Genomic DNA, 26,722 nt, shown 5'->3' with positions numbered 1-26,722 from the left:
GTGCGCCATGTGCATGTGGACCATGATGTGCTGCGACGTAACGTGACTATTCCTCGCGGGCCTGACCGGCTATATGCTGCTGCTCTGTCATAGAACTGTCATGTCACCGGAAATGCTAAAATCAGACGCTACACCGGCTCGCAAAACGATGAGCGCGCCGGACGGGAATCCTGTCCCAAAGGATAGTAAGAGAACGCAAATCGTCGCCGGCTTCCTCAGGCCGCGTGAACCGGCCGAGCCCCGCGCGGAACCTGCGATCGAGGGTGCTGTGATGGATCAGACGCCATCGCAAGAGGTGATGCCCGCACCGGAGCCACCCCAGTCGAACGCTGCCGCGCGTCCCGTCGGTGAAATCGAGCTCAAGCTTCTCGTCGATGGCGATCGCATGGCGCATTTCAACGCTGCGCCGGTCATCGCGGCGAACGCGCGCAACAAGGGCACGCGCAAGCACCTCAAGTCGGTCTATTACGACACCCCCGAACGCCTGCTTCGTCGCAACGGTCTGAGCCTGCGCGTCCGCCAAAGCGGCGCGCGCTTCGTGCAGACCGTGAAGACTGACGCTGTGGACGATCCGCTGCGCCGCGGCGAATGGGAGGCGAGCGTGCCGTCGCTCGCGCCCGATCTCGCTCTGGCCATGCCTTTCATTCCGGAGAAGCTTCGCAGTCGCCTTGCAGTGCAGCCGCTCGAAGCCGTCTTCACCGCCGATATCCATCGTCATGCGCGGGTGATCGACCTGCCGTCCGGCTCGGTCGAAATCGCCTTCGATCAAGGCCAGCTGACGGCCGGCGATCGGGCGATGCCGGTCAGCGAGATCGAGCTTGAGCTGAAGAGCGGCAGCGCCGGCACGATCTACGAAGTCGCGTTGCGGCTCGCCGAGCAGGGGGCGGTGAAGCCGTCCATCCGTACCAAGTCGGCGCGCGGCTTTGATCTTGCCGCCGACACGCCGCCGGCGGCGGGCCGCCCGCGAAAACTTCGCCTCGATGCATCGGTCACGCTGGATGAGGCCTTTTCGACGATCCTGCGGTCGTGCTTCCTGCATTTGCTTCAGTCGCTGCCGGCGGCCGAGGACGGCCGCAATCCGGAAGGCGTGCATCAGCTTCGCGTCTCGCTGCGCCGGCTGCGATCGGCGCTCGACCTGATGCGGTCGGTCGGCGCGCTCAGCAATCTCGACGCGCTGCGCTCGGAAGCAAAATGGCTGGCGCAAGACCTGTCGGCCGCGCGCGACTGGGATGTGTTCCAGCTCGAGACCTTGCCGACGATCGCGAAGGCCTGCCCGTCGATCGCCGGCTTCGATGCGCTGGGCCGGGCTGCGGGCGAGCGCCAGTCGGACGCCTATCGCAAGGCGCATGATGCGCTCGACGATCGCCGCTGCGCCGTGTTTCTGCTCGGCCTCGGAAACTGGATCGAGACGCGCGGCTGGCGCAACGACGTTGCCGCCGAAGATCTCGGCCAGCTCGCCGATCCCGCCGTCAACTTCGCGCAGCGGATCCTGTCGGAGCAATATGCCAAGGTGCTCAAGCGTGGCCGCCGCTTCAAGTCGCTTCCCGCCGAGCAACTGCACCGGGTGCGTCTTGCGACCAAGCGGCTGCGCTATCTCAGCGAGTTCCTGCTGCCGTTGTTCGAGGATCGCAAGTCCGCCAGAAAATTCTCGCGCAGGCTCGCCGGTCTGCAGGAGGAGCTTGGCGCCTTCAACGACATGGCCGTCACGGCATCGCTGCTCGACGGGCTCGGTGCCGAGCCCGACAGCGCCATCGCCGCGGCCGCGATCGCTGGCTGGCAGGCCCGCGCATCGGTCGGCGTGCAGCCCGCCCTGCAAGGCACGTGGCGCGATTTCACCGCCGCGCGCGTGCCCTGGTCGCGGCAAGCTCAGCAGGATTGATCGCCTCTCGAAGCCCCAAAAAAGTTGCGGCCAGCCATTGGGGGATGGCTGGCCGCGCGCGAACCGGTCTGGGACGGGGAGGGGTGGGGATGTGACCGGGTCGCGTAACTCGTTTTCCTGCTAGTTCTTGGCGCTGGCGGTGGAGACCGCCGGCTTGGTGTCGCCGAGCGAGACCCAGATATTGGGATCGCTCTGTGACTGGCGCTTGACGAAGCGGTAGCCGGTCTCCGTCCAGGCAACGACGTTCTCGTTCTGATTGTCGAGAACGAACTCGCCCTTGTCGGTCTTCACCGTCAGCACCGCGTGTCCTTCGCCCTTCTTGTCACGCACGACGGTGATGAGCAGGGCCTCGCGCGGCCATCCGGCATCGATCAGCATCTTGCGCTTCAGCAGCACGTAGTCTTCACAGTCGCCGTAACCATCGGTCGGCAGCGACCACTTCTCGATCACGCCCCAGTGCTCCTGGTCGGTCAAAGGCTTGACGGTCTCGTTGACCCAGCGGTTGACCTTGGCGAGGTCGCGCCATGCGGCCTGCGACATCACGATGTCGCGCGGTTGCGTCGGCGCGCCCTGGCACTGGGCGGCATTATCCGCACAGAACTCGACCCAGCCGATCGGCGCACGCGTGGTGTCGCCGAGGCTCGCGTAGAGCAGACGGCCTTCGCCGGCCTGCGCTGCCGCGCTGATCCCGAAGAGCATGGCGGCCAGCGCCAGTCCCTTCCCCTGTCCCCTGAAATCAAACATTGCGGCCCCCGTTTCTTGTTGAGACCACGTTTCGCACGGAGCTTTTGAGTTGCCGCTAAGTCGGCCAAGTCAAGTCGAGACGAATGCAAGTAAAAGGCGCAGCGAATTCGATCTATACTTGAGGAAAATTTGAGTAAAATCTGAGAATACTGCAATTGATTCAAACTTTATCGATTAACGCGGAAACACTGGCGGAACCGCCGTTTCCACGCGCAAAGAGCTCTCGCGTTAACCCGCGCGCGACCGACCAAAACGCATGAAAAAGGCGGCATCCGCATCGCGGAGGCCGCCTTCAGGGCTGGAAATACAGTGGTTTTGACGCCGTCGCGCTTTACCGCGCGGTAACGCTCTCTTCGAGTGTCTCGATCGGCTGCTCGTGCATGAACTCCAGCGCGAAGCCGTCTTCGAGGTTTCGGACCACGCGGCCCTGGACCCGGCCGAGCAGAACCGTCGATTTCAGCGGCGGCCGGTTCTCCGCGGCGATGGCCGCGCCTGATAGCGACAGATCGATGATGCGGCAGGTCATCTTGGTGCCGTCCTCGAGCGTCAGCACCGCGATCGGGTTGCGCGGCACGATACGGTCGTGGCGGCGGTCCTCCGGCAAATTGAGGATGTCGCGGTTGGCGAGCCAGGTCAGCTGGGCCGCGAGCTTGTCGCGCTTGCGCGGCGTCGCACCGACCGTCATGGCGAAACCATTGTCGATGATGCGGGTGATCTTGCCCTCGACGCGGCCGATATGGTCGAGATAGGCGACCACGCGGTCGCCGACATTGCCGATGCCCGGAGCGAGCAGCGCGAGCCCGCCCGGCGACATGTTGATCACCTGGCAGGGGAATTCACGGCGATCCGGCAGCATGTAACGGCCGAGCAGGTGCACCTTCACCCGCTGGAAACGCCGACGTTCCTCGGCGGCCGGAAGAAATTTTTTGTTCGCCAACGCCATTTTCACAACCCGACTCCCCGCCTGGCGGAGTCCGCGACGACCCTAAGGTGCACAGGGTTAACGCCGCGTTAGGATTGGGCGCGCCGGTCACGGACAGACACAATGCGCTCGAAAAGCCACATCAGGGGCGGGCAGGCCAGCACCGTCAGCGCGCCGAGGTCGAGCGCGACCGCGGCGGTCCCGGCCGATTTGGCGAGCCGGCCCGCCACCGCCGGCCCCAGCATCATCGCGGCATAGAAGACAGTGTAGAACACGCCCATCCCGATCGCCCGCGTCTCCGGCGCGAGCACCCGGGCGGCCAGGCTCATGATCGGGCCGGCCGGGTGGCCGCCGATCAGGCCAATCAGGACGAGGATCGTGATGACGGCGTCCGACCTCGGCAGCCAGGCCAGCAGCAGGGCGACGACGAGGCTGGCCGCGATCGCCAGTATAAAGGGTCGCTTGAAGCGATCGGCGAGATAGCCGCCCGCGGGCACCGAGATCACCGAGAGCCACATCACGACGCTGATCGCCGAGCCTGCGGCGGCGATGCTCCAGCCGCGCTCGGCGAGCAGGGACGGGCCGAACGAGAAGATCATGGCGAAGCCGACATTATAGAGGCCCCAGATCGCGCCCGCGACGATCACCGCCAGCAGTGCCAGGGGATCGAGCCGGCCCGAGCCGGCCGGGCCGGCCGTTGCTGCCGCCGGGGGCTGGTAGAATGCGATCAGCACAATGCCGGTCGCGGTTAGCGCGGCTGCGGCAAGGAATACGCTGCTTGCGCCATAGGTAGTGCCGAGCGCCGGCAATAGCAGTAGAGAGATCCCAACGCCGGCCGGCCAGGAATTGACGAAGATCGCCATCGCGGTCGCGATCTCCTTTCCTGCGAACCAGTCGGTGGCCATCTTGGTGAGCTGCACCGTCAGCAGCACGCCGCCAGCGCCGGAGGTAAGCCGGCCTGCCATCTGCCAGCCCCAGATGTCGGTCGAGGCCATGACGAGGCTGCCTGCCGTCATCAGCAGCAGCGCGGCGATCGTCGTCGGCTTGTCGCCGAGAAATCGGCCGATTGCGCCGCCTGGCAGCGCCAGGACGATACCGGGGGTGAAGTAGAGCCCGATCAGGATGCCGATATCGGCGATGCCGACGCCAAAGCTCTGTTGCAGCAGCGGCGCGACCGCGGCCACGCTTTGGAATTGGAACGCGATGGTGAGGCGAACCAGGAACAGGATCGCAAGAATGCCCCAGCGATTGCGCAACGGCTCATCTCCCCAGGCCCTCAGCCGAGGGTGCGGTCGGGAGAGGCCGGAGTCAACCGGCTGCCTTCCTCGTCGCGCGCCCATAGAGAACACACAGCAGCGCCAGCAGCACCGCGGCCGAAAGCCCGAGGGACCAGTGAATGCCGATCGCCGCGCCGAACAAGCCGACGGTGATGCCGCTGAAGGCCCGCATCCCGAGCCCGGCCATGTTGTAGAGGCCGACGACCCGGCCGCGAATGTCGGACGGCGCGTTCAACTGCACCAGTGCCTGCGCCATGGTGTTGAAGGACAGTTCGAAGAAGCCGGCAAAGAACAACAGCACGATCGCAACCGGATAGATCCGCACCACGGCGAAGCCGAGCAGCGCCACGCTCCAGAGCATCGCGAGCGTGATCGCGGTGCGCGGCGTGCCCTTGAGCCGTCCCCAGGATTCCAGCGCGATGCCGGCGAGCAGTGCGCCGGCCGCATCGGCCGCGAGCAGCACGCTGTAGGACACGCCGGGATCGCCATGGCCGAGATCGCCGGCAAAACCCGGCATCTGCGCGTGATAGGCATTGCCGATCATGAAGGAGGTGAGGCCGGCGAGCCATGTCATCGCGGTCAGCACCGGCTGCGTGCCGATGGCACGCATCGTCAGCATGATGTCGGCAAAACCGCGTACGGCGAAGCGCCGCACGGCGACACTCTTGTCGCGGACCGGCGCCCGGAACAGCCAGAGCAGCATCGGCAGATAGAACAGCGTGTTGAAGATGATGCCGTGCGAGGTGCCGAGCGTCAGCATGATGATTCCGCCGACGGCGGGGCCGACCAGGATGCCGAGATAGCGCGCCATCGCGTTCAGCCGCACGGCGCTCGGCAGGTCGGCCGGACCGACGAGGTCGTAGAGCAGCAGCTGGTTCGGCGTCTGCCACAGCACGCCGGCGCAGCCGTGGATCACCAGCAGCAGCATCGCGTGCCACATCTGGATCGTGTCGGTAATGAAGAAGTAGCCCCAGCCGATTGATGCCACGATGAACAGCAGCATGCCGCACTGGATGATGCGGCGCGGATCGAACCGGTCGGCGAGCCCGCCGACGGCGACGGAGAACAGCAGGAACGGCAGCCAGTGCGACAGCACGGCAAAACCCGCCAGCGCCGGCGAATGGAATTTCTGGAACACCACCCAGTAGCTGATCACATGTTCGATATTGTCGGCCATCATCGCCAGCACGTAAGCCACGAACTGGAGGCGGTACGGCACGGACTTCATCGCCGCGAACGATCCGGACGCGGCCACGGGATTTTGGGGGAGGGGGTTCAAGGGATCACCTGGGTAGGACCCTTGCGGCCTTACACGGTCGCTGCGGGCGGCTCAAGACAATTGGGTGTGGGCGAGGGCTCCCGTAGCCCGGATGAGCGAAGCGATATCCGGGGTCTTTGTGGACGGAGTTTTCCCGCATGTCGCTTCGCTTATGCGGGCTACGAAGCGGCACGTCACCCAACCACTGTTTCAAGAAACGACCTGACCACGGCTGCAAACTCTTCCGGCCGGTCATATGGAAGTCCATGGCCTGCGTCCGGTATCAGCTCATAGCGGACGTGTTGATTGAGCCGTTGCAGCTCTCGCGCGGTCTCGACGGAAACGACGCCATGGTCTCCGATGACAAGGAGAGTTGGGACGGACACGGCGCTCATCAACGCGCGATAATCCGGATTAGGCGGTGTGAGAACTTCGAAAGCGCTGATGCCGGTCCGCAGCCTCGCATCGACGATCAGCTCGAGTAGCTCGGGCGAACGGTGCGGTTGCCGCGCCTTCGTCTCGGTCAGCACCTCATCTTTGTTACGACCGAGCAGCCGGCGATGCTGCTCGGCAACGTCGCTCTCGTAGACTTCGCGCTGGCGCTCGGGGCTCAGGAACGTCGGGTCAGCCAGGATGACACCACGAATGGCCGTGTCCACCTCGCTAGCAACCACTGCCGCCGTCATGCCGCCCATGGAATGGCCGAGCAGCACTGGCGCGACAAGCCCGAGCGCTTCGATGAGGCCGATGACGTCGCTCGCGAAGTCACCATACAGATATCCGCCTGATGGCGCGCTCGACGCGCCATGTCCTCTCGCGTCGGGCATGATCACGTCGTAGCGATCTTCAAGCGCGCGCGCCAACGGCGTCCAGCAGGCGCCGCTTCCGGTCAATCCATGCAGAGCAATCAACGGCGGCTTGTCTCTGCCGGTTCGGAGATAATGGATGTCGATGCCGTTGGCGTGGATATTGCCGTGAATCCAGTTTGTCATTTGAGCCGACCGCCAAAGAGGGAGCGCGATTAGACGAACGCCAGTCCGGCCGCGACCAGCACCATCAATCCGAGTGTAACGTTGAGCACGCGTTCGCCGTTTGGCGACAGCATCAGTCCTCGCAGGAAGACCCCGACATAGAGCCAGACGATGTCCACCACGATCATCACCACGACCAGCAGGAACCATTTCGCGAGGGTGTCGTGCTGCGCGCTTTCCTTGATCAGGGTGTATGACGCGAGCAGGGACGCAAATGCCAGATAGGCCTTCGGATTCGTCATACCCAGGAGAAATCCGGCCGCCGGGGAGGCGTGCGCGCCGTTGCTTCCCTTGGCGGTGTCACCGACCGGGGACGACGCAATCTTCCAGGCGAGATAGACGAGGTAAACCGTGGCGGGGATCGTCATGACGCGCAGGGCCGACGGAAATGTCGTCAGCAGCGAGAACAGTCCCGCGGCGGTGACGCCTGCGGCGATGGCCAGACCCAGTTGAAGTCCGAGAAAATACGGCAGCCCGCCAACGAAGCCCCGGGCGCGACCGACCGCGATGAGCGCCGCGATCGCCGGCCCCGGCGATCCCAGCAATCCGACGGCCGCAGTCAGGAATATACCGAGTGCGACCATGTCCATTGCGAAGCCCCCTCCGACTCTGTGGCGGGGTGAGGACTAGCCGGCTCGCCTCGAATAGAGAAACCAATTATTTCGATGGGCGGGATTGATTTTCTGAATTGCGGGACCGGGGCTGATTGTGCGTCGAGTCCGTAGCCCGGATGAGCGCAGCGAAATCCGGGGGCTCTCGCCGCGGGAAGACTTCTCCCGGATTACGCTCCGCTCCATCCGGGCTACAAGACAGCACCTTGGCACGACCGCGCATCTCACATACGCTTCGCCTCACCCCGCACCACAAATCATAACAAGCGGGCCTGAGGAAACAGCCATGGAACAGATTCGCGTCTGCACCCACGCAGGGCCGGGCAGCGAGCCCGTCATCCGCACAGTGCCGTGGCCGAAGGTCGGCCGCAAGGCCGCGCTGATCAAGGTCGGTGCCTGCGGCGTCTGCGGCACCGATCTGCATATCCTCAAGGGGCATTGGCCGAAGCCGCTGCCCTGGCCGTTCACGCTCGGCCATGAGCTCGGCGGAATCATCGTCGAGTGCGGCGAGGAGTTTACCGAGGACTTCATGAGCAAGCCGCTCAAGGTCGGCTCGAAAGTGATGATCCCTCCGCTGATGCCCTGCGGCCACTGCTATTACTGCATTCATTACCCTCAGACCGCCAACAAGTGCCTGACGCCGGTCTATTACGGCCGCTATCTCGGCTTCGACAAGGCGCCGCACATGTGGGGTGGCTGGGCCGAATATGTCTATGTCGATCTCGACATGCTGCCCGGCACCAAGATCTACAAGCTGCCCGACGACATGTCGCTGCGGCTTGGCGCGTTGTCTGAGCCGCTGACGTCCTGCATTCGCGCCTTCAACCGCGCGAGCCGCGCCGGCGGCTTCAGCTGGGGCGACACGGTGGTGATCCAGGGCTCGGGCCCGATCGGCATCCTGGCCGTCGCGGCCGCAAGGGAGATGGGGGCAGGGCGCGTGATCTGCGTCGGCGCGCCGGAGGAGCCGCGGCTGAAGCTCGCGCGCGAGTTCGGCGCGGAGGCGACCGTGAACATCGAGGAGATCAAATCGCCGCAGGAGCGCATCGCGCGTGTGCGCGAGATTGTCGGCGGCTTCGGTGCTGACCTGGTCATGGATTGCTCGGGCCATCCGACCGCTGGCCCCGAAGGCATCGAGATGCTGCGCGACGGCGGCACCTATGTCGAGATGGGCCAGTTCACCGACGCGGGCTCCATCGAGACCTCCTGGCACCGCATCTGCACCAAGGATCTCAACGTGCTGGGATCCTGGGGCTTCACCGGCAACGACCTGCCGCTCGGCGTCGATATGCTCTACCGCACGGCGGGCAAGTACCCCTGGCTGAAGATGCAGACGATCTATCCGTTCACGGAAGCGGGCGTCGCGCAGGCGGTGAGGGATGCGATGGCGATGAAGACGGTGAAGTCGACCATCGTGCCGTGGCCGGAATTGGTGGAATAGTTGATGCCATCCATCCCCCACGACCTTGCGGCGTTTCTGGTCGAAGCCAAGCGGCGCACCTATGCGGGACTGGACGACGACGCGACGGTGCCCGCGCCGCTGCTCGCTGGCTCAAAACAGCTCGAGCATCGCGCGCCCCCTTATGCCTATCGCGACATCTACTTCGGGATGGGATTTTTCGTCGGGCAGGAGACGGTGTCACGAGATGACCGCGCCGTCTGGTCGATGAGCTACAGCGGCGGCGCCCGCGCGGAGATCACGGATCGGCCCACGCAGCTCGAGGTCTACAAATTCCTGCGCCGCGCCCTGCTGGGCGTGAGCGCCGCGGAGCCTTACCGGGGGCCGCGCCTGTTCGAGCAGGCGGGCATGGTCTACCGCAACGAGGTCGAAGGAGGCCTCGATCGCTTCAACGGCATCGAGACGATCTCCCGGCATGATGGCGCACCGCTCTACGAGCTGCGCTATAGTGGCGGCTTGCTGCGGTAAGGCTCCGGTCTTGTAGCCCGGATGAGCGCAGCGATATCCGGGTGTTTGTGGATGAAGCGTTCCCGCATGTCGCTTCGCTCATGCGGGCTACGGGTCCGGGTTTGGAATGAAGGACGAGATGACAAACCAACAAACACCCGGACCCAACCCCCGCGCCCGCTCGCCCTTCCACGCTATTCGCGCGATCGACTACACCGTCATCTTCGTGCGCGACATGGTGGCGATGCGCCGCTTCTACGAGGACGTGCTTGCCTTTCCGCTGCAGCGCGAGCTCTCGCCGAACTGGATCGAGTACAGCCTGGGCAGCAACACGCTGGCGCTGGCACGACCGAGCCGGACCGCGGCTGACGCGCCGACGCCGGCGGGCAGCGCCTCGCTGCAACTGGCCTTCAGGGTGTCCGCGGCCGAGGTCGATGCCTGCGCCGACGAACTCGTGCGGCAGGGCGTGGCGCTGCTCTCAGCGCCGACGGACCAGTCGTTCGGGCATCGGACGCTGTTCTTCCGCGATCCCGACGGCAATCTTCTGGAGGTCTACGCGGAGATCTGAAACGCGGTGACCGGCGATGCCCAAAAAGTTCCACCGGGAATCCGCGACTTATTCACGCCGAGGTGAAACTTAGGCCCCTGGTTTCGGCTTACAGTTGGCGGGAGAGGTATCGTGAAGCGAATCCTGAAACCCGTCACTTACATCCTGGCCGCCATCTACTTCCTGGTGGATGCGGTCTTCATGACCGTGGCGAGGCCGGTAGCCCGCTGGATCGGCCGGCATTTCGAATTCAGGCGCTTGCGCGCCTGGATCAGGTCGCTTTCGCCTTATCCCTCGCTCGCCCTGTTTTCCGTACCCGTCATCATTCTGGAGCCGATCAAGCCGGTGGCAGCATACCTCGCCGCAACCGGTCAGATCGTAGGCGGCGCTGTGACCTTCATCATCGGCGAACTGCTCAAGCTCGTGCTGGTCGAGCGCCTGTTCCATCTCACGCGCGACAAGCTGATGAAGATTCCGGCTTTCGCCTGGGCGTACGGCAAGTTCACCGAGATGAAGGCATGGCTACAGGCGACCGAGGCCTGGCGCGCCATCCGCGCTCTGACCCGCGCGGCGAAGGACGCTGTTGCGCGGGCGAGAGCCAAGCTGGTCGGCAGCTTCAGCAGGCTGGCTACGTCGAGGGATTAGATCCGGGCTATGCGCGTTGCCTCTACGCGAGCTTTCGCGCTGCGGCAGTGGCCTTGTCGCCAGTATTCGGCGTGCCGGTCGGCTCGATCAGCATGAGGTGAACCTCTTCGCGTGCCACCGGGCGATGCTCGACACCCTTGGGAACGACGTAGACCTCGCCCGGACCGAGCGTCACGGTGCGGTCCCGCAACTCGATGTCTAGGCGGCCCTTCAGGACGAGAAAGAAATCGTCGGTGTCGTCGTGCTTGTGCCAGGTGAATTCGCCCTTCACCTTCACCACCATCACGTCGCAATCGTTGAAGGTCGTGACTGTGCGCGGCGACCAATGGTCCTCGAAGGTCGCGAGCTTGTCGGCAAGTGATATGCTGTCGGCCATGTTTCCCCCGTTGCTCTGTCGTGAGCACGATTTGGGATCGAATGGCCGGCGCGGCAAGGCCGGCTATTTGACATGTCCGGATAACATGGCCTGCGCCCAATCCGGACGGCCGTTGGCGAGCGCCTGCGCCGATGCGGCTTTCCAATCGTATTCCAGGGCCAGCATCTCGACCTGCCAGCCCCTCATTCGTTTCGTGATGATCGCATAGCGGGCGTGAGGCGAGCGGTATTCCAGCTTTGCGGCAAAAGGAATGTCCGCGAACACGGGGCAACCAACACTCCCCGGATTGAGAACCAGACACTCGCCCGGTCCATGAACAGCCGCCTGGCGGTGGCTGTGACCACACAGGACGACACGCGCCGTTGGCTCGCTCTTGAGGCGCGTTGCCAGCACGTCGCGGCCCGCTGGCACAAAGCGGCCGTCGTCGAGCGATTCTTCCAGCAGGCACGTCGTATCGTCATCGGGCGTGCCATGGCAGGCCAAAATCCCGTCCTCCAGCCGCAGCTGGGCAGGCAAGCTGTGGAGTGCGAGACGTTGCTCCGGAGTCAATGCGTGACGCGCAAACCGGCCTGCCGACGAAAGCCTGTCTTCTGGAAATTCCTCAATCCAGCGGTCATGGTTTCCGCGCACGGTTGGTAACGATAGCGATTGGAGTGCCTCGAACGTCTCTCGCGGCCACAAAGGGCTGGTGACGCAATCACCCAGATTGACCGTGCTATCGACGCCACGCACCTTGATGTCGGCCAGCACGGCCTCCAAGGCAGCAAGGTTGCCGTGGATATCGGAAATGACTGCCAATCGCATCGTTGTGCTCCCACGACCCTCGGCCTGAACTTCGTCCAATTGCGCTTCAGGTTAATCGAGGTGGCCAAAAAAATCCGCTGCAACCTCTGAGGCGCGGCTCTTTTCGCCAAGCCATGCATCACAGGTATGGTGATTTCAGAGCACTTGGCGTAAAGAGCGCCCTGATCAATCCAGCGTGCGGCCGGGCCGTTTGCCGCGCATGCAGCTCAGGTCTGCCGGTTCACCGTTCCGCGCCTGAATTAACCAAGGTTTTCCATCTCGTGTCTTTCCCGGCCCTGACCCCGCCGCTCGCCCGAGCTTTGGCCGAGCGCAACTACGATTCTCCGACCCCTGTTCAGCTCGCCGTGCTCGCGGACGATGCCGCCGGCCGCGACCTGCTGGTTTCGGCCCAGACCGGCTCCGGCAAGACGCTCGCTTATGGTCTGGCCATGGCCAAGGATCTGTTCGGTGACGCCGAGCGGTTCGAGCAGGCCGCAGCGCCGCTTGCCCTGATCGTCGCGCCGACCCGGGAGCTTGCCTTGCAGGTCCAGCGCGAGCTCGCCTGGCTTTACGGACATGCGGGCGGCCGCGTCGTCTCCTGTGTCGGCGGCATGGATCCGCGCCGCGAGCAGCGCGAGCTTGCGGCCGGCGCTCACATCGTCGTCGGTACGCCCGGCCGGTTGTGCGATCATTTGCGCCGCGGCCGTCTCGACATCTCGGAATTGAAGGTGGTCGTCCTCGACGAGGCCGACGAGATGCTCAATCTCGGTTTTCGCGAGGACATGGAGTTCATCCTCGAGACCACGCCGGACACGCGTCGCACCCTGCTGTTCTCGGCGACCTTTCCGCGCGGCATCGTCGCGCTGGCCAAGCAGTACCAGCAGCAGGCGTTCCGGATCGAGGTCGCCGGCGACGAGGGCGGTCACGCCGACATCGAGTACCGCGCGATCCGGATCGCGCCCGCCGATGCCGAGCACGCGGTCGTCAACGTGCTGCGCTTCTATGAGGCGCCGAGCGCGCTGGTGTTCTGCAGCACACGCGATCACGTCAGGCATTTGCAGGCGGCGCTGCTGGAGCGCGGCTTCTCTGTCGTCGCCTTGTCGGGTGAATTGACCCAGAACGAGCGCACCATGGCGCTGCAGTCGCTGCGGGACGGACGCGCCCGCGTTTGCGTCGCGACCGACGTTGCCGCCCGCGGCATCGATTTGCCGAGCCTCGATCTCGTCATTCATGCCGACCTGCCCAACGACGCCGAGGTCATGCAGCATCGCTCGGGCCGCACCGGGCGTGCCGGCCGCAAGGGGACAAGCGTCCTCCTGGTGCCGCCCGCCCGGCGGCGGCGCGCGGAGCTGCTGCTCAATCTCTCGGGCATCGACGCTGTCTGGGGCACGGCGCCGCAGGCGGAGGAAATCCGCAAGCTCGATCACGACCGCATGAAGGACGTGCTGTTCACCGAGGAGACCACCGCCGACGATCTGGCGCTGGCGCAGGCATTGCTGGCCGAACGGTCGGCTGAGGACATCGCCGCCGCGCTCGCGCGGCTCTATCGCGCGCGGCTGCCGTCGCCCGAGGACATCATCGATCCCGGTGAGCGAAGCAGCCGGCCGCGCGACGATCGCGGCCGTGACAGGTTTCAGGGCGAGGGCGGCGACGATCGTCCCGGGAAGGTGCGACCGAAGTCCGGCAAAGCGTCCTCGAAACACGGCATGGCGGAGGCGAGCGTCTGGTTTCGCGCCGCGATCGGACGGCGCAAGAATGCGGAGGCGCGCTGGCTGCTGCCGATGATCTGCCGCCGCGGCGGGATCGACAAGCGCGACATCGGCGCCATCAAGATCATGGACACGACTACCGAGTTCGAGATCTCCGAGCGGGTCGCGGACTCCTTCGCCGTCAAGATCAAGCGACCGGACAAGGAAGACAGCATTCGCATCGAGCCGATGGCGGATGCGCCGCAGCGGCAGGCGCCGTCAGAAGAGCGGTTCGAGGCACCTCGGCGCGAGGCCCGCGACAGCGACCATCGTGAACGTCAGGGCGATCGCACGCGCGACGCGGGTGGATTCAAGCCACGCGGCAAGCCTCACGGCGAGCGCGCGCCGAAATTCGACGATGCCCCGGCGTTCGGAAAGAAAAAGAAGCACAAGAACAAGCCGGGCCACGCCGAGCCTTCGGTCACGCCGTGGCCGGTGAAGGGCGCGCCGGGAAAGAAGCCGAAGAAGAAAAAGCATCGCGGCTGAACTGCCGGCGATCAACGTCGACAACAATGATGCCGCCGGATCGCACCGGCGACATCATCGGAAAAATCAGGTGCGGGATCAGCGGCCACCGCCGCCACCACCACCACCACCGCCGCCACCACCGCCGGCATCACGCATCGCCGAGCTGTAGCGGGGATCGGTCTGCTTCATGTAGGTGGGTGAGGTGTCGTGAGTGAGGTTGACGCGGCTTCTGCCAACCGGGGTCGGCATCTCGATCAGAAGGCCGCAGCCCTCGAAGAAAGCGGAATCGCAGCCGTAGGTCCGGAACTGCGCAGCGTTGGCACTGGTTGCGCTGAACGCCGTCGTCGCAACGAATGCAATCAAAGCAACTTTCGACAATGTGAGTTTCATGGAAATTCTCCAGTCTCGTTTGGCGAGACCAGAACGGTCCGCACAGTTCTTCGACGGAGGCTGGCTAAAACCGGTTCGAGTGCCACGCTTCACGCCCGCGTGAGCCGGGGCGCAGGGCAGGGGGCGTTACGTCGCAGCGAGGTCGCGGAGCATGTAGGTCGCGCCTTCGCCGTAGGATGCGAGCTTTGCGCGCAGTTCCGCGTCCGCCGTGACGGGCTGGAAGCCGAGACGTTCCCACAACGGCCGCGTGGCGTAGACCGAGACCAGCGCGAGCGTTGCGATGCGTGAGGCGCGCGCCAGCTCCTCGGTCGTTGCAACATAAGCGCGCGCAACGCCGCCGCGGAAATCAGGCAGCACGGCAACGTCGTGCACGTAGAGACAATCCGCATCATCGGGCAACCGTTCGAGGAAGCGGTTGAGCGGCGGAATCCGGTGCTGCTTCCAGGGATGCGCCAGTCCGTAGCCGGCGATCTCGTCGTCGGCGATGAGCACGCGGCAGCCATCGGGATAGAGCCGCATCTTCTCCGCGAACACGTCGGGGCTCTCAGGAAGATCAGGATGGATCCGCGCTGCTATCGCGCTGATCGCCATCAGGTCGGAGGCGCGCGCGGAACGCCAATGCGGCTTGCTCATGTCAATCTGTTGGTCGGTCTCAATCATTCCAGTTTATTCCGCCGCGACGCTGCGCGCAGCGAAAAATATCTTTGCCGCCGTCCGAGGAATACGAAGCGTCGCGCGGCGTCCTACCCCATGCAAGCCAATTGCATGACAGGAGATACCATGACGTCCTCGATCCGCCTTGCGCTCTCGCTCGCGCTATCGCTCGCGATCGTTCCCGCCGCCTACGCCGCGCCGCCGACCAAGACCGGCAAGACCGACAAGGGCAACGTGCTCACCGACGCCAAGGGCATGACGCTCTACACCTTCGACAAGGATGCGGACGGCAAGTCGGCCTGCAACGGACCGTGTGCGACAAACTGGCCCGTGCTGAAGGCCGAGGCGAGCGATGCCGCGGCCGACGGCTACACCGTCATCACGCGCGACGACGGATCCAGGCAGTGGGCCTACAAGGGCAAGCCGCTCTACACCTTCGCCAAGGACCAGAAGCCCGGCGACATCACCGGCGACGGCTTTTTGAACGGCGCCTGGCATCTGGCGATGCCGTGAGCGGACAATCCGCCGCGGGAACGCGAGGTGGCGTCTGACATTCGACGAGACGCCACCGGTCTCGTGCCCCGGACGCAGCGCAGCGCTTTGTGGCGATACGAAGTATCGTTCAAGGCGGTGCGCTGCAAGCGGTCCATCAACTGCAGCCAACCAGCAACAGGGGCGCTATCTGGAAACGGGCAAGTCCTGGCCGCGCAACCGGAGGAAGCTACGGATACCGGCGTCTCCGAAGCTGATCTCAAGTTGGTAGAGGTCATTGCGGCAACTTGAAAGACGTAAATACGCCGCCTGTGTCGCTTCGTCGCTTGAGTCGAATTTATTCAAGTCGAGAGTCCGAAAGCGAACCGAAGGCCCGACTTTAGTTGGTCATAGTTGGCTCCGGCGGGGGCGAGAGCATCACATCGGCAACAGCATCCCTCCGTTTTGAGAGTAGGGGCACTGGTTTCCCGGTGCGGCCCGCACCAGGGAGCTTCGGGGAGTCTTCAATCCATTATCTGGTTTCGCGTGAAAGGATGAATGACGATGAACGATGCCAATGTGAAAGCGGAGACGAATGCCACTCCGCCGAATGGTGATGCAAAGCTCAAGTTCGGTATGCCATTTTTCAACATCCAGGCGATCTTCGGCGATCTCGCCGAGCAACGCGCCGCGCGGGCCAAGGCGAATTTCGAGCAGATGAAGGTGGCTTCCGAGGAGATCAGCGAAGCTCTCCGCGAAGCCTGGTCGACCAGTGCCACGCGTGCCGCCGATTACGGCACCAAGGTCATTGAAATATCGAACGTCAATACCAGCTCCACGCTGGAATTCCTGTCCCAGCTGGCGAATGCGAGATCGTTTGCCGATGTCGTGAACCTCTCCACCACCCACAGCCGCAAGACCTTTGAAGTGGCTTCTGGCCAGAATCGGGAGCTTTGGGACCTTGCCCAGAAGGTCGCGACCGAAACGGCCGAGCCGATCAAGAAGAGCTTCAACCGGGTTCTGCATAGGGCTGCTTGAATCGAGGCTAACGGCCGCGTGGATCGGCTGGACGAGCGTCTTCGTCAGAAGAGACGCCGTCCAGCCGGTGGCGGCCAGACCTTGCCGCGAGCTGATGCCAAGCTGGAGGAAATCAGATGGGTATGGTGATGATCAAATGCCCGGAAACGGGCCGCGCCATTTCGACCGGGATCGAGATGGATCGCGAACGATTTCGATGCAGTGCAGTGTTCTTTTCGCGCACATATTGCGGGATGTGCGCGGCGACGCACGAGTGGTTTGCCAAGGAGGCCTGGGTCTATGAATCGGTCTTGGCGAACGGGAAGTCCGGGGGCGGGCAGCCGTTGCGGGCCGGCGCGGCGTGAAGCAGCCTGACGGCATCCTGCGAAACGATCCGATCGATCCGGCGGCTCATCACCTTGTAGCACTCGCATGCGACGATCTCGAGCCGCTGCCTGTCGATTTCGAGTTGGCCGCGCCGGCTGGATTTCAGGGCCCTTGACGCGCGAAGTGCGCTCACGATGTGCGTGACGGTGGTGCGCCGGACGCCGAGCAGTTCCGACAGCGTCTCCTGCGTCAGGGGCAGGGCATCACTGCTGCCCTCCGTCCGATCGTGAATGTGAAGCAGCCAGCGGGCCAGGCGGGCTTCGACGGAGTGCAGCGCGTTGCAGGCCGCGACGTGCTGGACTTGGGTCATCAGCGCCCTGGTGAGAATCTGAACCAACCTTCTGATGGCGGGACTGCGTTCGAGCGCCGTCTGAAACCGCGCGGGCGAGACTTGCAATGCGGTGCCGGCGACGCGGACGACCGCCGTCATGGGTGAGCGGAGGGGGCCGAGCGCCGTCATGAGGCCGACGGCACCATCGTTGCCGATGACGGCGGTTGCGGCCGTCTGTCCGTTCGGCAACTCCATGATGAAGGCGACCGCGCCGCTGCAGGGAAAGTAAAGGTGTTCGATCCGGTCGCCCGACCGGACCAGGACTGCGTCGTGTGGAAGAGGCACTTTCCGCAGATGCGGTGCGAGCAAGGCGAAGTCGGCCGGCGGTAACGCAGCTAACAGGCGATTACCAACTCTGGTCGCGTGCTCCATCACGGGGAATGGTCCCTCGACGGAGGCCCGGCGGCGAGCGAATGCATCGTCTCCGGCCGAGCCGCGTTGCCGTGCAGACACTTGCCCGGCAGACAGGAAAACGCACGATAGCAGTTAAGGTTCCACTGGTGGATCGCAAGTCAGCGCGCCGGCGCGCTGATCCGAGATCTGATCGGGCGAGAATGATCGGGCCGTTTGCACGCGCTGCGCGCACGGCACGAGCGGTGCTCTTCCTCAACCCCTCATGCACCATCAGCCCGCGTGCGATTTGCAGCGGGCAGATGGCTACGCGATCAGCCGGCGCTGCAAGCCTTGCTCACGCAGCCGGTACCAGTCCGTAGCGCAGCATCGTCTCTTTCATCTTCGCGGGATCGGGTGGCGCGCCGGCCGACAGGAGTGCGGCCATCTCCGTGAAATATTGCGGGCCCAGCACCCCGGGGCTCAGGATGCACAGGCATGTTGCCGGTCCCGTCGAACGGTTGGTGAAGCCGTGCACGATGCCGCGCTTGATGAAGACCGATTCTCCGGGGCCGAGATCGTTCTGCTTGCCGTCGATCGTCCAGGTCGATACGCCGGACAGCCCGTAGATGGTTTCGTCCCAGCGGTCGTGATAGTGCGGAATCGGCATGCGCGCATTCGGCTGCAACGTCATTTCGAAGATGTCGACGCTGCCGCCGGTGTCATCCTTGCTGTGCAGGAAGCGGAGCTGAAGCGTACCGAAATCGATCATGTCGGACATGGCTGTGTCATCCGGTGAGAGGCTGCATCCAGGTCGCGCCGTTCGCCCACATCGGAGCGAAAATTACCTCAGCCCCTCATACACCATCAGCCCGCGTGCGATCTGCAATTTGCGGATCGCGCGCGGCAGCAGCTTCTCCGGCTGGTGCAGATAGCGCCAGGAGGTGAGGGCGAATGCAGACAACGCGCCGCATTCGTCGTCGAACGGTGCGAGCACGCCCGTGACACTCACCGGCGTATGCGGGCGGGCGTTGAAGGGCAGCAGCAGCAACTCGAGATGCGCCTTGCTGCCGTCTTCGCGCGCGGCGGTGATGCCGGCGATCGCACCTAACGTCTCGTCGGCGACGATGGTGGTGATCTCCTCGATCTCGCTGCGGCTGGCCTCGGTGAACATCGCCGCGAAGCTCTGGTCCTTGAGGTCGAGCCCCGCGAGCGCGCAGACGCGCGTGCCGGCGACGCGGAACGGGAAGCCGAGGTTTTGTTCGCAGGACAGCACGAAGATGTCGCCGAGCAGGCCGCGGACCGCGGCCGGATCGATATCGGCCCGATCAGGGGCCCGCGCAGTGCCGCGCTTCTTGTCCCAATAAGCGAAGAATGCGCGGCTCGACGGATGTTTCATGACTGAACGCTTACCCCGGGGCGCTACTTCACGGGACAAACCTGTCCCGCTTCAGTGCACCCGCGATCCCTTTCGTTGTTGTGCAGGAGGGGATTTGCAGCGTCCATGCCGTGGAGGCGTTTTCGCACCCCTGGAGGCCGTCTTTGCGTCGTTAACGTTAAATTAACTATGGGCTTTCCGTCCCAAGCCCCGCTGGTATGGTGATCGCGGTCGCAAGCCTCGCCGCTTTCATCCAGGTTCTCGGCGGGGCCTGTACACGGGCGTCAAACAGTTTGGTCACGGGCCGCGGGGAGGGGTGGGGATACACCTTATTCCTCTGGGTACCGGAAGACCGACACGGACAGGCAGGGCTTTCCCAGGGCCCTGCCTTTTCCTTTTGTGCACTTGCGCTAGGCCGGCAAAGGCGACTATCTCCAAGACCTGTCGTTAAGCCCGTCGCTCCGATCGCGCCTGAAAGCGAAGCTGCCTTGGATTCCCCGCAAGATTCTCCGCCGCAAGATCCTCGACCGGACATGCCGGCTGTTGTCGGGGAGCCTCCGCGCGAGCCGATCCTGACGCTGCCGGTCGCGCTGACCGCCTACATCATCCTGCTGGCGGTGATCCATCTGCGGATGCTGCTGCCGCCGGAGATCGAGAACTGGACCGTCGACGTCTTCGGCTTCATCCCGAAGCGCTACGATTCCTCGCTGCTCAATTTGCAGATCCCCGGTGGGGCCGGCGCCAAGGTCTGGACTTTCGTCACCTATTCGCTGCTGCACGCCAATCTGACCCATCTTGGCTTCAACGTGCTGTGGCTGCTGCCGTTCGGCAGCGCGCTGGCCCGGCGCTTTGGCGCGATCAGGTTCTTCCTCTTTCTGGCGGTGACGGCGGCCGCCGGCGCGCTCGCCCATCTCGTCACCCATGAGCACGCGGTGGCGCCGATGATCGGCGCCTCGGCCTCGGTGTCCGGCGCGATGGCGGCGGCGATCCGCTTTGCGTTTGTTCGCGGCAGCTTCCTGTCGTTCAACCGATCGGACGCCGATACCGCCGCGCGGGTTCCGGCGCTGCCGCTGTCGCGCGCGCTGCGCGACGGGCGCGTGGTCGGCTTCCTCGCGGTCTGGTTCGGCGTCAACATCATCTTCGGCGTCGGCGCCATCGGCGTGGACTCCGAAACCACGAGCGTCGCCTGGCAGGCCCATATCGGCGGCTTCTTCGCAGGCCTTCTGCTGTTCGCGCTGTTCGATCCCGTGCCGCGCGTGCGAAACGATGCTGCGGATGCGTCATCACAGGACGTTTCAGACCGAATTTGAAGCGGCGCTTGCGACGCCGCCCGAATTCATCCATCATTCCCGAGAAGAATGTTCCGAAGCGACAAGCCGCTAGCGGCAATGCTTCGCAAAGCGCCCGAGCGCGAAACCGGCGCCTAAACTGTTAGTTGAAGACTCGAAGAACAAGTCCGGACCGCGAAGAGCGGACGGATCCGATTCAGGAGGCGACAATGACGGTACGTTCCATTCTCAACGCCAAGGGCCACCAGATCATGAGCGTCGAGCCCGACGCCAAACTGGCTGCTGCGGTCAAGCTGCTCGGCGAGAAGAAGATCGGCGCAGTGCTGGTGATGAACCAGAGCCGCCTCGAAGGCATCCTGTCCGAGCGCGACATCGTGCGCGTGATCGGCGAGCGCGGCGCCGGCGCGTTGGAGGAGCCAGTCTCTCAGGTCATGACCCGCAAGGTCGTGACCTGCAAGGAGACCGACACGGTCGCCGAGCTCATGGAGACGATGACCACCGGCAAGTTCCGCCATCTGCCCGTCGTCGACAACGGCAAGGTGGTCGGCCTGATCTCGATCGGCGACATCGTCAAGCGCCGCGTCCAGGAATACGAGAACGAGCAGGAAGCCCTGCGCGACTACATCAAGACCGCCTGACCGGCGTCACTCGTTCGCTGTCGGCGCGGTGCCCGCGGGCGCCGGCGCCAGCACATGGATTGCCTCCTGGATCGATTCCAGCGCGCGCTCGGCGGCGCGCGTACCGTGCGCGATCAGATCCTCGGAGCGGTGGAAGTCGAACCAGCCGAACTGGCCGACCCGCGGCGTGATCAGGAGATCGGGTGGATCGCCGGCAAGGCGGGCGCGGGTGATGCGGTCCTGCATGATGTTGAAGGCGTCGACCATCACCGAGGAGATGCCGGGCCGTCCGGCCCCGCCGAAGAACTCGCGCTTCATGGTTTTCTCGGGCGAGAACAATCGCGGAAAGCGCCGCTTTGCCGGTGCCGCCGCGACCACGGGCGCGTCCGGTTCGGGGACCGTGCCGTGCGCATAGATCGTCGTGGAATGGGTGAAGATGTCGCTGGAAAGATTTGCAGCGATGACGATTTCGGCGCCGAGCGCGCGCGCGGCCGAGACCGGCACGGGATTCACCAGCGCGCCGTCGACCAGCCAGCGGTCACCGATCAGGACGGGCGAGAAGATGCCGGGCAGGGCGTAGGAGGCGCGCATCGCCTCGACCACGCGGCCGCGCGTCAGCCAGATCTCGTGGCCGGTGCGGACTTCAGTCGCGACGGCGGCGAACTTGATCGGAAGGTCTTCGATCAGGGTCTGGCCGACTGCCTCCTCGAGCCGGGTGGCGAGCTTTTCGCCGCCGATCAAGCCGGAGCCGTTGAGGCGGATGTCGAGATAGCCGAGGATGTTGCGCATGCCTTGCAGGCTGCGCCCCCAGTCCTCGAGCGTATCGAGCCGGCCGGCCGCATGAAGGCCGCCGACCACGGCGCCGATCGAGGTGCCGACCACGACGTCGGGTACGATGCCATTGGCAGCCAGGGTCCTGAGGATGCCGATATGGGCAAAGCCGCGCGCCGCGCCACCGCCGAGTGCAAGGCCAATAACCGGCCGTCGGACGCTGCCAAGACCGACCTTCTCGCCATTGGAGCCGTTCACGCCCCGACCCTTCAAGATATCAAGCACCGAAACCCTCCTACTCCGGGCCAGCCCTCACACCAGAGTAGGCGCCGTACTTCCACTCCGCCAGAACAGGGGCAAAGCATGGTTTATACCGTTCGGGACGCAGGGGGCAGGAGTGTGGCGAGCTCCGGCTGCCTCTGCTTTAATCATGCGGGCGTGAAGCGGGTTCCAAAGAACCTATCGGGGCCGTATTTCCTGGGGGGTCGGAGGCTTGAATTTGCCGCGTTTTCGGTGAAAAGCAGGTGGCATGACTCTCGGGGGTGACGGCATCATCGGATGGCGGCGCAGCGTATCGCTGCTGCCGACGCTGATCGTTGCTGCCTGCCTCTATACCCTTGGCCAAAACGCTGCGCAGGCGCAGCTTTTTTCCGATCGTCCGCCGCCGGTGCCGCCCGCCTCGGTGCCCGATCCCGGCGGCGCCGTCAGCCTGGCGCCCCCCTCAGGCCCGGGCGCCGGGCCACCGAGCCTGCCGCCGACCCTGATGCAGCCGAATACACCCAGCATGCCGCCGCCCGCGGTCTCGACCGTGCCGGCGGCCCCGCCGCTCAACGCGGCCGTGCCGGGCCAGGGCGTGCTATCGCTGACCGCAAAATACGGCAAGGATTCTCCCGCGATCAGCAGCGGCTTGGTCTGGCGCGTGTTCGCCGACCGTCCCGACGAGAACGGCACCTTCAAGCTGATCCGCGAGGACCGCAACGCCACGCCGAACATCGTGCTGCCGCCTGGCAATTACGTCGTGCACGTCGCCTTCGGCCTCGTCAGTGCGGTGCGCACCGTCAGCCTCAAGGCCGAGACCGACCGCGAATCCTTCGTGCTGCCGGCTGGCGGCCTGCGCATCGAGGGCCGCGTCGGAACCAGCCGCATTCCGCAGAACCAGATCTCGTTCGCGATCTACAAGGGCAGCCAGTTCGAGTCCGGCGAGCGTGCCTCGCTGGTGCCGAACGTCGCCGCCGGCGACGTCGTGCTGATCCCGGAGGGCACCTACTACATCATCTCCAACTATGGCGACGCCAATTCGGTGGTGCGCTCGGACATCCGCGTCCAGGCCGGCAAGCTCACCGACGTCACCATCACCCACCGCGCCGCCGTGATCACGCTCAAGCTCGTCAGCGACAGGGGCGGGGAGGCGCTCGCCAACACCGCCTGGTCGGTGCTGACGCCGGGCGGCGACGTCATCAAGGAATCGATCGGCGCCTTCCCGCGCGTCGTGCTCTCCGAAGGCGAATACCGCGCCATCGCCAAGAACGAGGGCAAGGTCTACGAGCGCGGCTTCAACGTCGTCAACGGCGTCGACGGCGAAGTGGAAGTCGTCGCGCGCTAGCGCCCGCAAGCCTTCTCACTTCCGATACCGCAGCGCCTCCACCAGCACGGCGAAGGCCGGCGTCGGCTGTCGCCGGCTCGGGTAATAGAGGTGATTGCCCGCGAACGGCGCGCACCGTACCGCGCTTCTCATCCAGCGCACGCAAATCAAACCAGACGCTTGTCGAACTGCTCGGCGAGATCGCAGCAGTGAAGAAGGTGACGCCAGCACAGATCACGCTGGCCTGGCTGCTCGCGCAGAAGCCGTGGATCGTGCCGATCCCCGGCACCACCAAGCTGCATCGGCTCGAGGAAAATCTCGGCGCGGCCGCAGTGACGCTGTCGGATGCGGATCTGACTGCAATTGCAGGGGGGCTGGCCAAGGTGGCCGTGCAGGGCGACCGCTATCCCGCGCATCTCCAGGCGCGAGTCGGCCGCTGAGCGGTGTCGTGAACGCCCGGTGAGCGTTCGCTTACCGGGCGTGCCCGACTTGTGTTCTGACTTGAATACCTTTGCGAGCGCTACCAGGCAGCATTCGAAGCAATAAGAAACACCGGCGGCGCGTGCTTATTCCACAAGCGTCGCGACTTCGTCACAGCCGGTGCAAGATACGCATTTCCGATAATCAATTTTATTCTCTTTCCATCCTGCTGCGTTATATGTCGGACATCCGTCTAACGGGGGAGGCCGGAGCAGGCGTACGCGCTTTGCGAGACCGGCAAGAGCAGGGGACCAAGCCCGTCGGCATGTTCGAAGTGATCCTCACCAGGCGTAAGCGGTTTGGCTGGCGATGGCAGGTGTGCGACCAGTCCGGCAAGATATTCGCCGGCGGCTTCGAGCGCACCCGGCCGTCCGCGAAATATCATGGCGAGCGCGCATTGTTCTTCCTGTTGTCGCAGGCCTATCTGCGCAATCGCTCCGCGGCGTCCAGCGAGGACTAGCCGCGTTCGCGCTCCGGGCTACCAGGCCAAGCTCAGACATCGACGACCAGTTTCGTAGCCCGGGTGAGCGAGGCGATACCCGGGACAGCTCTTGCGGAATCCCGGATGTCGCTTCGCTCATCCGGGCTACAGCTTCGATCTCAGATATCCACCACCAGCTTGCCCTTTGTGGCGTGATCCCTGATCAGTGCATAGGCATCGCCCACACTCCCAAGCGTGAAGCGCCTGTTATCGACCAGCGGCACCAGCTTGCCGGCCTCAACGAGGCGCGTCGCCTCGGTCATGATCTCACCGTGATGCGCGCGGCCTTCGCCTGACAGCAGCGGCAGCAGCGTGAACACACCGGAATAGCTGGCGGCGCGGAACGAGAGCGGCGCAAGCGCATGCGTACCCCAGCCAAGCGCGCTCACGACATGGCCAAAACGGCGCACGGCTTCGAAGGATGCATCGAGCACCTTGCCGCCGACAGTGTCGTAGACGACGTCGAAGCCGCGCCCGCCGGTATGCTCTGCAACGTACGCTTCGACCGCAGTGCCGCGGTCGATGAATACAGCGCCAAAGCCTTCGATGGTGGCGCGCTGCGCTGCCGAGCCGGTCGCGAACACCTCTGCCCCGAGGGCGCGCGCGATCTGGATCGCGACATGGCCGACGCCGCCCGCACCGCCATGAATCAAAACCTTCTGGCCGGCCTTCAGCGCGGCGCGATCGATCAGGCCCTCCCAGGCCGTGATGAAGATCAGGGGCAGGGCGGCTGCCTCGCGCATGCTGAGATTGGCGGGCTTGGGCGCCAGCAGGTCGGCATCGACGGCTGCGAATTCGGCCAGCGATCCCTGCACGCCGCCGACGCCGCCGGTCATGCCATAGACTTCGTCGCCCGGTTTGAACCGCGTCACGTCGCGCCCGGTCTGTTCGACCACGCCGGCAAGGTCGATCCCGGGGATCGCGGGCAGCGGATGGCGCGCATGCGCCGCAGCACCCGCGTGGATCTTGGTGTCGAGCGGATTGACCCCGCTGGCGCGCACCCGCACCAGCACCTCGCGCGGGCTGATGTCGGGTGTGGCGATGGTTGAAAGCCGCAATGGCGCGTTGTGGGTCTCCAGGATGGCTGCGCGCATCGTCGATGGCCTCGTCATGATCGTCTTGCTCCGTCGTCGGCCTCCAATATGCTCATGAATTTTTGCATGGGAAGGAACAAGAGTGTACGATGATCGTGCATTTATGTATGAAGAGGGTGGATGGACTGGAGCGATCTGCGCATCTTCCTGGCAATTGCGCGCGAAGGCACGCTCGGGGCTGCCGCGCGAAAGATCGGCCAGACCCAGCCGACGATGGGACGGCGGCTTCGCGCGCTCGAGACGGCGTTGGGACAGACGCTGTTCCAGCGCACCGCCGATGGTTTCGTGCTGACCGATGAGGGCACCGCCGTGCTGCGCCACGCGGAGCGGATCGAGGAAGAGGCGCTTGCGCTTCAGCGTCACGCCTCCGGCGCGGAGACGCAGCTCGACGGTGTATTGCGCCTGTCGTCGTCGGACTGGTTCGGGACGGTGATGCTGTCTCCGGTGATCGCCGCGTTCGGCAAGCGCCATCCCAAGGTGACCGTCGAGCTCCTGACCGATGCGCGCCTCTACAGCCTGCCGCGCCGCGAGGCCGATCTCGTCTTCCGTATCAAGCCGTTCAACGAGCCCGAGGTGATCTCCCGCAAGCTGCTGCACATTCCCTACGCGCTCTATGGCAGGAAGGGCAGCAAGCCGCCGCGGGCCGGCGACGGCAGCGGCATCCGCGTCGTGGCCATGAATGCCGAATTCGCCGACATGCCCGATGCCGTATGGCTGAAGCGCACGCTGCCGCATGCGGAGATCGCTTCGCGCAGCAACAACAGACAGGCACAGGCCGAACTCTGTGCGAGCGGCGGCGGGTTCGCCGTGCTGCCGCGTCCGCTCGGCGACAGCGACCGCCGCCTCGTCGCGCTCGACATCGGTGCGATGCCGCCCGGCCGCGACACCTATGTCGGCTATCACCGCGATCTCAGGCGGCTTGCACGCCTGAGCGCGCTACTCGATGTCGTGATCGAGAAGCTGGCGTGATGGTCTCGTAGCCCGGGTGAGCGAAGCGATACCCGGGACCGGCGTGCCGTGGAACCCCGGATGTCGCTTTGCTCATCCGGGCTACGAGATATCGCGTTGCCCATCGGGCAAAATAGCTCAACACTCGATCAACCCGCGCCGTGCTGGGCGGCTCTGCGCCGCAACGCCAAGCGCGTTGCAGCGCGTCCGGGACACGAGAGGGACGGACGCCTTTGCACAATCGTCATAGTCTCTAACGCGCACTAACCAACGCCTGACTTAAAACTGTCATAATCGCTGAATTGGAACC

General features: G+C 64.6%; 28 protein-coding genes and 2 pseudogenes. 14 read left to right on the top strand and 16 right to left on the bottom strand.

Annotated features, from left to right (window positions below; genetic code table 11):
* Positions 1–112 precede the first annotated feature (112 nt).
* Positions 113–1,879 (top strand): CYTH and CHAD domain-containing protein, encoded by a 1,767-nt coding sequence (locus tag NLM15_RS28085; RefSeq protein ID WP_254124454.1) that lies wholly within the window; start codon positions 113–115, stop codon positions 1,877–1,879.
* Positions 1,880–1,999: 120 nt separating this feature from the next.
* On the opposite strand, the gene NLM15_RS28080 is transcribed toward NLM15_RS28085, so the two are convergent.
* The 6 genes from NLM15_RS28080 to NLM15_RS28055 all read right to left on the bottom strand — a co-directional run bounded on the left by NLM15_RS28080 (position 2,000) and on the right by NLM15_RS28055 (position 7,701).
* Positions 2,000–2,623, bottom strand: a complete 624-nt coding sequence (locus tag NLM15_RS28080; protein WP_254120791.1) for a transglutaminase-like cysteine peptidase — start codon at positions 2,621–2,623, stop codon at positions 2,000–2,002.
* Positions 2,624–2,954: 331 nt separating this feature from the next.
* Positions 2,955–3,566: a PilZ domain-containing protein gene (locus NLM15_RS28075; RefSeq protein WP_057744308.1), complete on the bottom strand. Its 612-nt coding sequence runs from the start codon at positions 3,564–3,566 to the stop codon at positions 2,955–2,957.
* Between the two features lie 68 nt (positions 3,567–3,634).
* Positions 3,635–4,801, bottom strand: coding sequence for a CynX/NimT family MFS transporter (locus NLM15_RS28070; protein ID WP_254120789.1), 1,167 nt, complete (start codon positions 4,799–4,801; stop codon positions 3,635–3,637).
* A 52-nt stretch (positions 4,802–4,853) separates the two neighbouring features.
* Positions 4,854–6,101 (bottom strand): MFS transporter, encoded by a 1,248-nt coding sequence (locus NLM15_RS28065; RefSeq protein ID WP_256565504.1) that lies wholly within the window; start codon positions 6,099–6,101, stop codon positions 4,854–4,856.
* 173 nt (positions 6,102–6,274) lie between these two features.
* On the bottom strand, positions 6,275–7,072 hold the full coding sequence (locus tag NLM15_RS28060; RefSeq protein WP_254120788.1) for an alpha/beta fold hydrolase: 798 nt from the start codon (positions 7,070–7,072) through the stop codon (positions 6,275–6,277).
* 29 nt (positions 7,073–7,101) lie between these two features.
* A complete protein-coding gene (locus NLM15_RS28055) occupies positions 7,102–7,701 on the bottom strand; it encodes a LysE family translocator (protein ID WP_254120786.1) in 600 nt (199 codons plus the stop codon).
* A 307-nt stretch (positions 7,702–8,008) separates the two neighbouring features.
* Here NLM15_RS28055 and NLM15_RS28050 point away from each other — a divergent pair, with 307 nt between their 5' ends.
* From NLM15_RS28050 to NLM15_RS28035, 4 genes are all read left to right on the top strand, one after another.
* Entirely contained in the window at positions 8,009–9,160 is a 1,152-nt protein-coding gene (locus tag NLM15_RS28050; protein ID WP_254120784.1) for a zinc-binding dehydrogenase, read from the top strand.
* Positions 9,161–9,163: 3 nt separating this feature from the next.
* Positions 9,164–9,646 (top strand): DUF5680 domain-containing protein, encoded by a 483-nt coding sequence (locus tag NLM15_RS28045; protein WP_254120783.1) that lies wholly within the window; start codon positions 9,164–9,166, stop codon positions 9,644–9,646.
* 118 nt (positions 9,647–9,764) lie between these two features.
* A complete protein-coding gene (locus tag NLM15_RS28040; RefSeq protein WP_254120781.1) occupies positions 9,765–10,193 on the top strand; it encodes a VOC family protein in 429 nt (142 codons plus the stop codon).
* A 111-nt stretch (positions 10,194–10,304) separates the two neighbouring features.
* Positions 10,305–10,817, top strand: a complete 513-nt coding sequence (locus tag NLM15_RS28035) for a hypothetical protein (RefSeq protein ID WP_254120779.1) — start codon at positions 10,305–10,307, stop codon at positions 10,815–10,817.
* Positions 10,818–10,839: 22 nt separating this feature from the next.
* Here NLM15_RS28035 and NLM15_RS28030 read toward each other — a convergent pair whose 3' ends face one another.
* Positions 10,840–11,193 (bottom strand): cupin domain-containing protein, encoded by a 354-nt coding sequence (locus NLM15_RS28030; protein ID WP_254120778.1) that lies wholly within the window; start codon positions 11,191–11,193, stop codon positions 10,840–10,842.
* A gap of 63 nt (positions 11,194–11,256) precedes the next feature.
* A complete protein-coding gene (locus NLM15_RS28025) occupies positions 11,257–11,997 on the bottom strand; it encodes a metallophosphoesterase (RefSeq protein ID WP_254120776.1) in 741 nt (246 codons plus the stop codon).
* Positions 11,998–12,257: 260 nt separating this feature from the next.
* Here NLM15_RS28025 and NLM15_RS28020 point away from each other — a divergent pair, with 260 nt between their 5' ends.
* Complete coding sequence (locus NLM15_RS28020; protein WP_254120774.1) at positions 12,258–14,210, top strand: DEAD/DEAH box helicase; 1,953 nt, start codon at positions 12,258–12,260, stop codon at positions 14,208–14,210.
* Positions 14,211–14,288: 78 nt separating this feature from the next.
* Here NLM15_RS28020 and NLM15_RS28015 read toward each other — a convergent pair whose 3' ends face one another.
* Together NLM15_RS28015 and NLM15_RS28010 are read right to left on the bottom strand one after the other, a co-directional pair.
* Positions 14,289–14,582, bottom strand: a complete 294-nt coding sequence (locus NLM15_RS28015) for a hypothetical protein (protein ID WP_254120773.1) — start codon at positions 14,580–14,582, stop codon at positions 14,289–14,291.
* Positions 14,583–14,708: 126 nt separating this feature from the next.
* Entirely contained in the window at positions 14,709–15,215 is a 507-nt protein-coding gene (locus NLM15_RS28010; RefSeq protein WP_254120772.1) for a GNAT family N-acetyltransferase, read from the bottom strand.
* A 147-nt stretch (positions 15,216–15,362) separates the two neighbouring features.
* On the opposite strand from NLM15_RS28010, the gene NLM15_RS28005 reads away from it, so the two are divergent.
* Together NLM15_RS28005 and NLM15_RS28000 are read left to right on the top strand one after the other, a co-directional pair.
* Positions 15,363–15,749 (top strand): hypothetical protein, encoded by a 387-nt coding sequence (locus NLM15_RS28005; RefSeq protein WP_254120770.1) that lies wholly within the window; start codon positions 15,363–15,365, stop codon positions 15,747–15,749.
* Between the two features lie 522 nt (positions 15,750–16,271).
* Positions 16,272–16,745: a phasin gene (locus NLM15_RS28000; RefSeq protein ID WP_254120768.1), complete on the top strand. Its 474-nt coding sequence runs from the start codon at positions 16,272–16,274 to the stop codon at positions 16,743–16,745.
* Between the two features lie 277 nt (positions 16,746–17,022).
* Here the strand turns inward: NLM15_RS28000 and NLM15_RS27990 are convergent, their stop codons facing one another.
* The 3 genes from NLM15_RS27990 to NLM15_RS27980 all read right to left on the bottom strand — a co-directional run bounded on the left by NLM15_RS27990 (position 17,023) and on the right by NLM15_RS27980 (position 19,171).
* Positions 17,023–17,817, bottom strand: a complete 795-nt coding sequence (locus NLM15_RS27990; RefSeq protein ID WP_254120764.1) for a Crp/Fnr family transcriptional regulator — start codon at positions 17,815–17,817, stop codon at positions 17,023–17,025.
* A 313-nt stretch (positions 17,818–18,130) separates the two neighbouring features.
* Positions 18,131–18,553 (bottom strand): cupin domain-containing protein, encoded by a 423-nt coding sequence (locus NLM15_RS27985; protein WP_254120762.1) that lies wholly within the window; start codon positions 18,551–18,553, stop codon positions 18,131–18,133.
* 63 nt (positions 18,554–18,616) lie between these two features.
* Complete coding sequence (locus NLM15_RS27980; RefSeq protein ID WP_254120760.1) at positions 18,617–19,171, bottom strand: PAS domain-containing protein; 555 nt, start codon at positions 19,169–19,171, stop codon at positions 18,617–18,619.
* 467 nt (positions 19,172–19,638) lie between these two features.
* On the opposite strand from NLM15_RS27980, the gene NLM15_RS27975 reads away from it, so the two are divergent.
* A complete protein-coding gene (locus NLM15_RS27975) occupies positions 19,639–20,460 on the top strand; it encodes a rhomboid family intramembrane serine protease (RefSeq protein WP_375166865.1) in 822 nt (273 codons plus the stop codon).
* A gap of 188 nt (positions 20,461–20,648) precedes the next feature.
* Positions 20,649–21,077: a CBS domain-containing protein gene (locus NLM15_RS27970; RefSeq protein WP_254120756.1), complete on the top strand. Its 429-nt coding sequence runs from the start codon at positions 20,649–20,651 to the stop codon at positions 21,075–21,077.
* A 6-nt stretch (positions 21,078–21,083) separates the two neighbouring features.
* Here the strand turns inward: NLM15_RS27970 and NLM15_RS27965 are convergent, their stop codons facing one another.
* On the bottom strand, positions 21,084–22,112 hold the full coding sequence (locus tag NLM15_RS27965; protein ID WP_254120754.1) for a patatin-like phospholipase family protein: 1,029 nt from the start codon (positions 22,110–22,112) through the stop codon (positions 21,084–21,086).
* A 244-nt stretch (positions 22,113–22,356) separates the two neighbouring features.
* Here NLM15_RS27965 and NLM15_RS27960 point away from each other — a divergent pair, with 244 nt between their 5' ends.
* Positions 22,357–23,430 (top strand): hypothetical protein, encoded by a 1,074-nt coding sequence (locus NLM15_RS27960; RefSeq protein WP_254120752.1) that lies wholly within the window; start codon positions 22,357–22,359, stop codon positions 23,428–23,430.
* Between the two features lie 15 nt (positions 23,431–23,445).
* Here NLM15_RS27960 and NLM15_RS27955 read toward each other — a convergent pair.
* Positions 23,446–23,544 (bottom strand): annotated as a pseudogene (locus NLM15_RS27955) (LysR family transcriptional regulator); the annotation flags it as partial.
* 2 nt (positions 23,545–23,546) lie between these two features.
* Here NLM15_RS27955 and NLM15_RS27950 point away from each other — a divergent pair.
* Positions 23,547–23,849, top strand: a pseudogene (locus NLM15_RS27950) (aldo/keto reductase); the annotation flags it as partial.
* A gap of 266 nt (positions 23,850–24,115) precedes the next feature.
* Positions 24,116–24,349, top strand: a complete 234-nt coding sequence (locus tag NLM15_RS27945) for a hypothetical protein (protein WP_254120750.1) — start codon at positions 24,116–24,118, stop codon at positions 24,347–24,349.
* Positions 24,350–24,489: 140 nt separating this feature from the next.
* Here NLM15_RS27945 and NLM15_RS27940 read toward each other — a convergent pair whose 3' ends face one another.
* Positions 24,490–25,482, bottom strand: a complete 993-nt coding sequence (locus tag NLM15_RS27940) for a zinc-dependent alcohol dehydrogenase family protein (protein WP_305887437.1) — start codon at positions 25,480–25,482, stop codon at positions 24,490–24,492.
* Positions 25,483–25,584: 102 nt separating this feature from the next.
* On the opposite strand from NLM15_RS27940, the gene NLM15_RS27935 reads away from it, so the two are divergent.
* Positions 25,585–26,433 carry a LysR family transcriptional regulator gene (locus tag NLM15_RS27935; RefSeq protein ID WP_254120748.1) on the top strand — a complete coding sequence of 283 codons (849 nt, stop codon included), beginning with the start codon at positions 25,585–25,587 and terminating at the stop codon, positions 26,431–26,433.
* The last annotated feature ends 289 nt before the right edge of the window (positions 26,434–26,722 follow it).

The organism is Bradyrhizobium sp. CCGB20 (genome assembly GCF_024199855.1).
Taxonomy (GTDB): domain Bacteria; phylum Pseudomonadota; class Alphaproteobacteria; order Rhizobiales; family Xanthobacteraceae; genus Bradyrhizobium.
The sequence above is the reverse complement of the archived record's forward strand: the minus strand, read 5'-3'. Positions and strand labels throughout refer to the sequence as shown.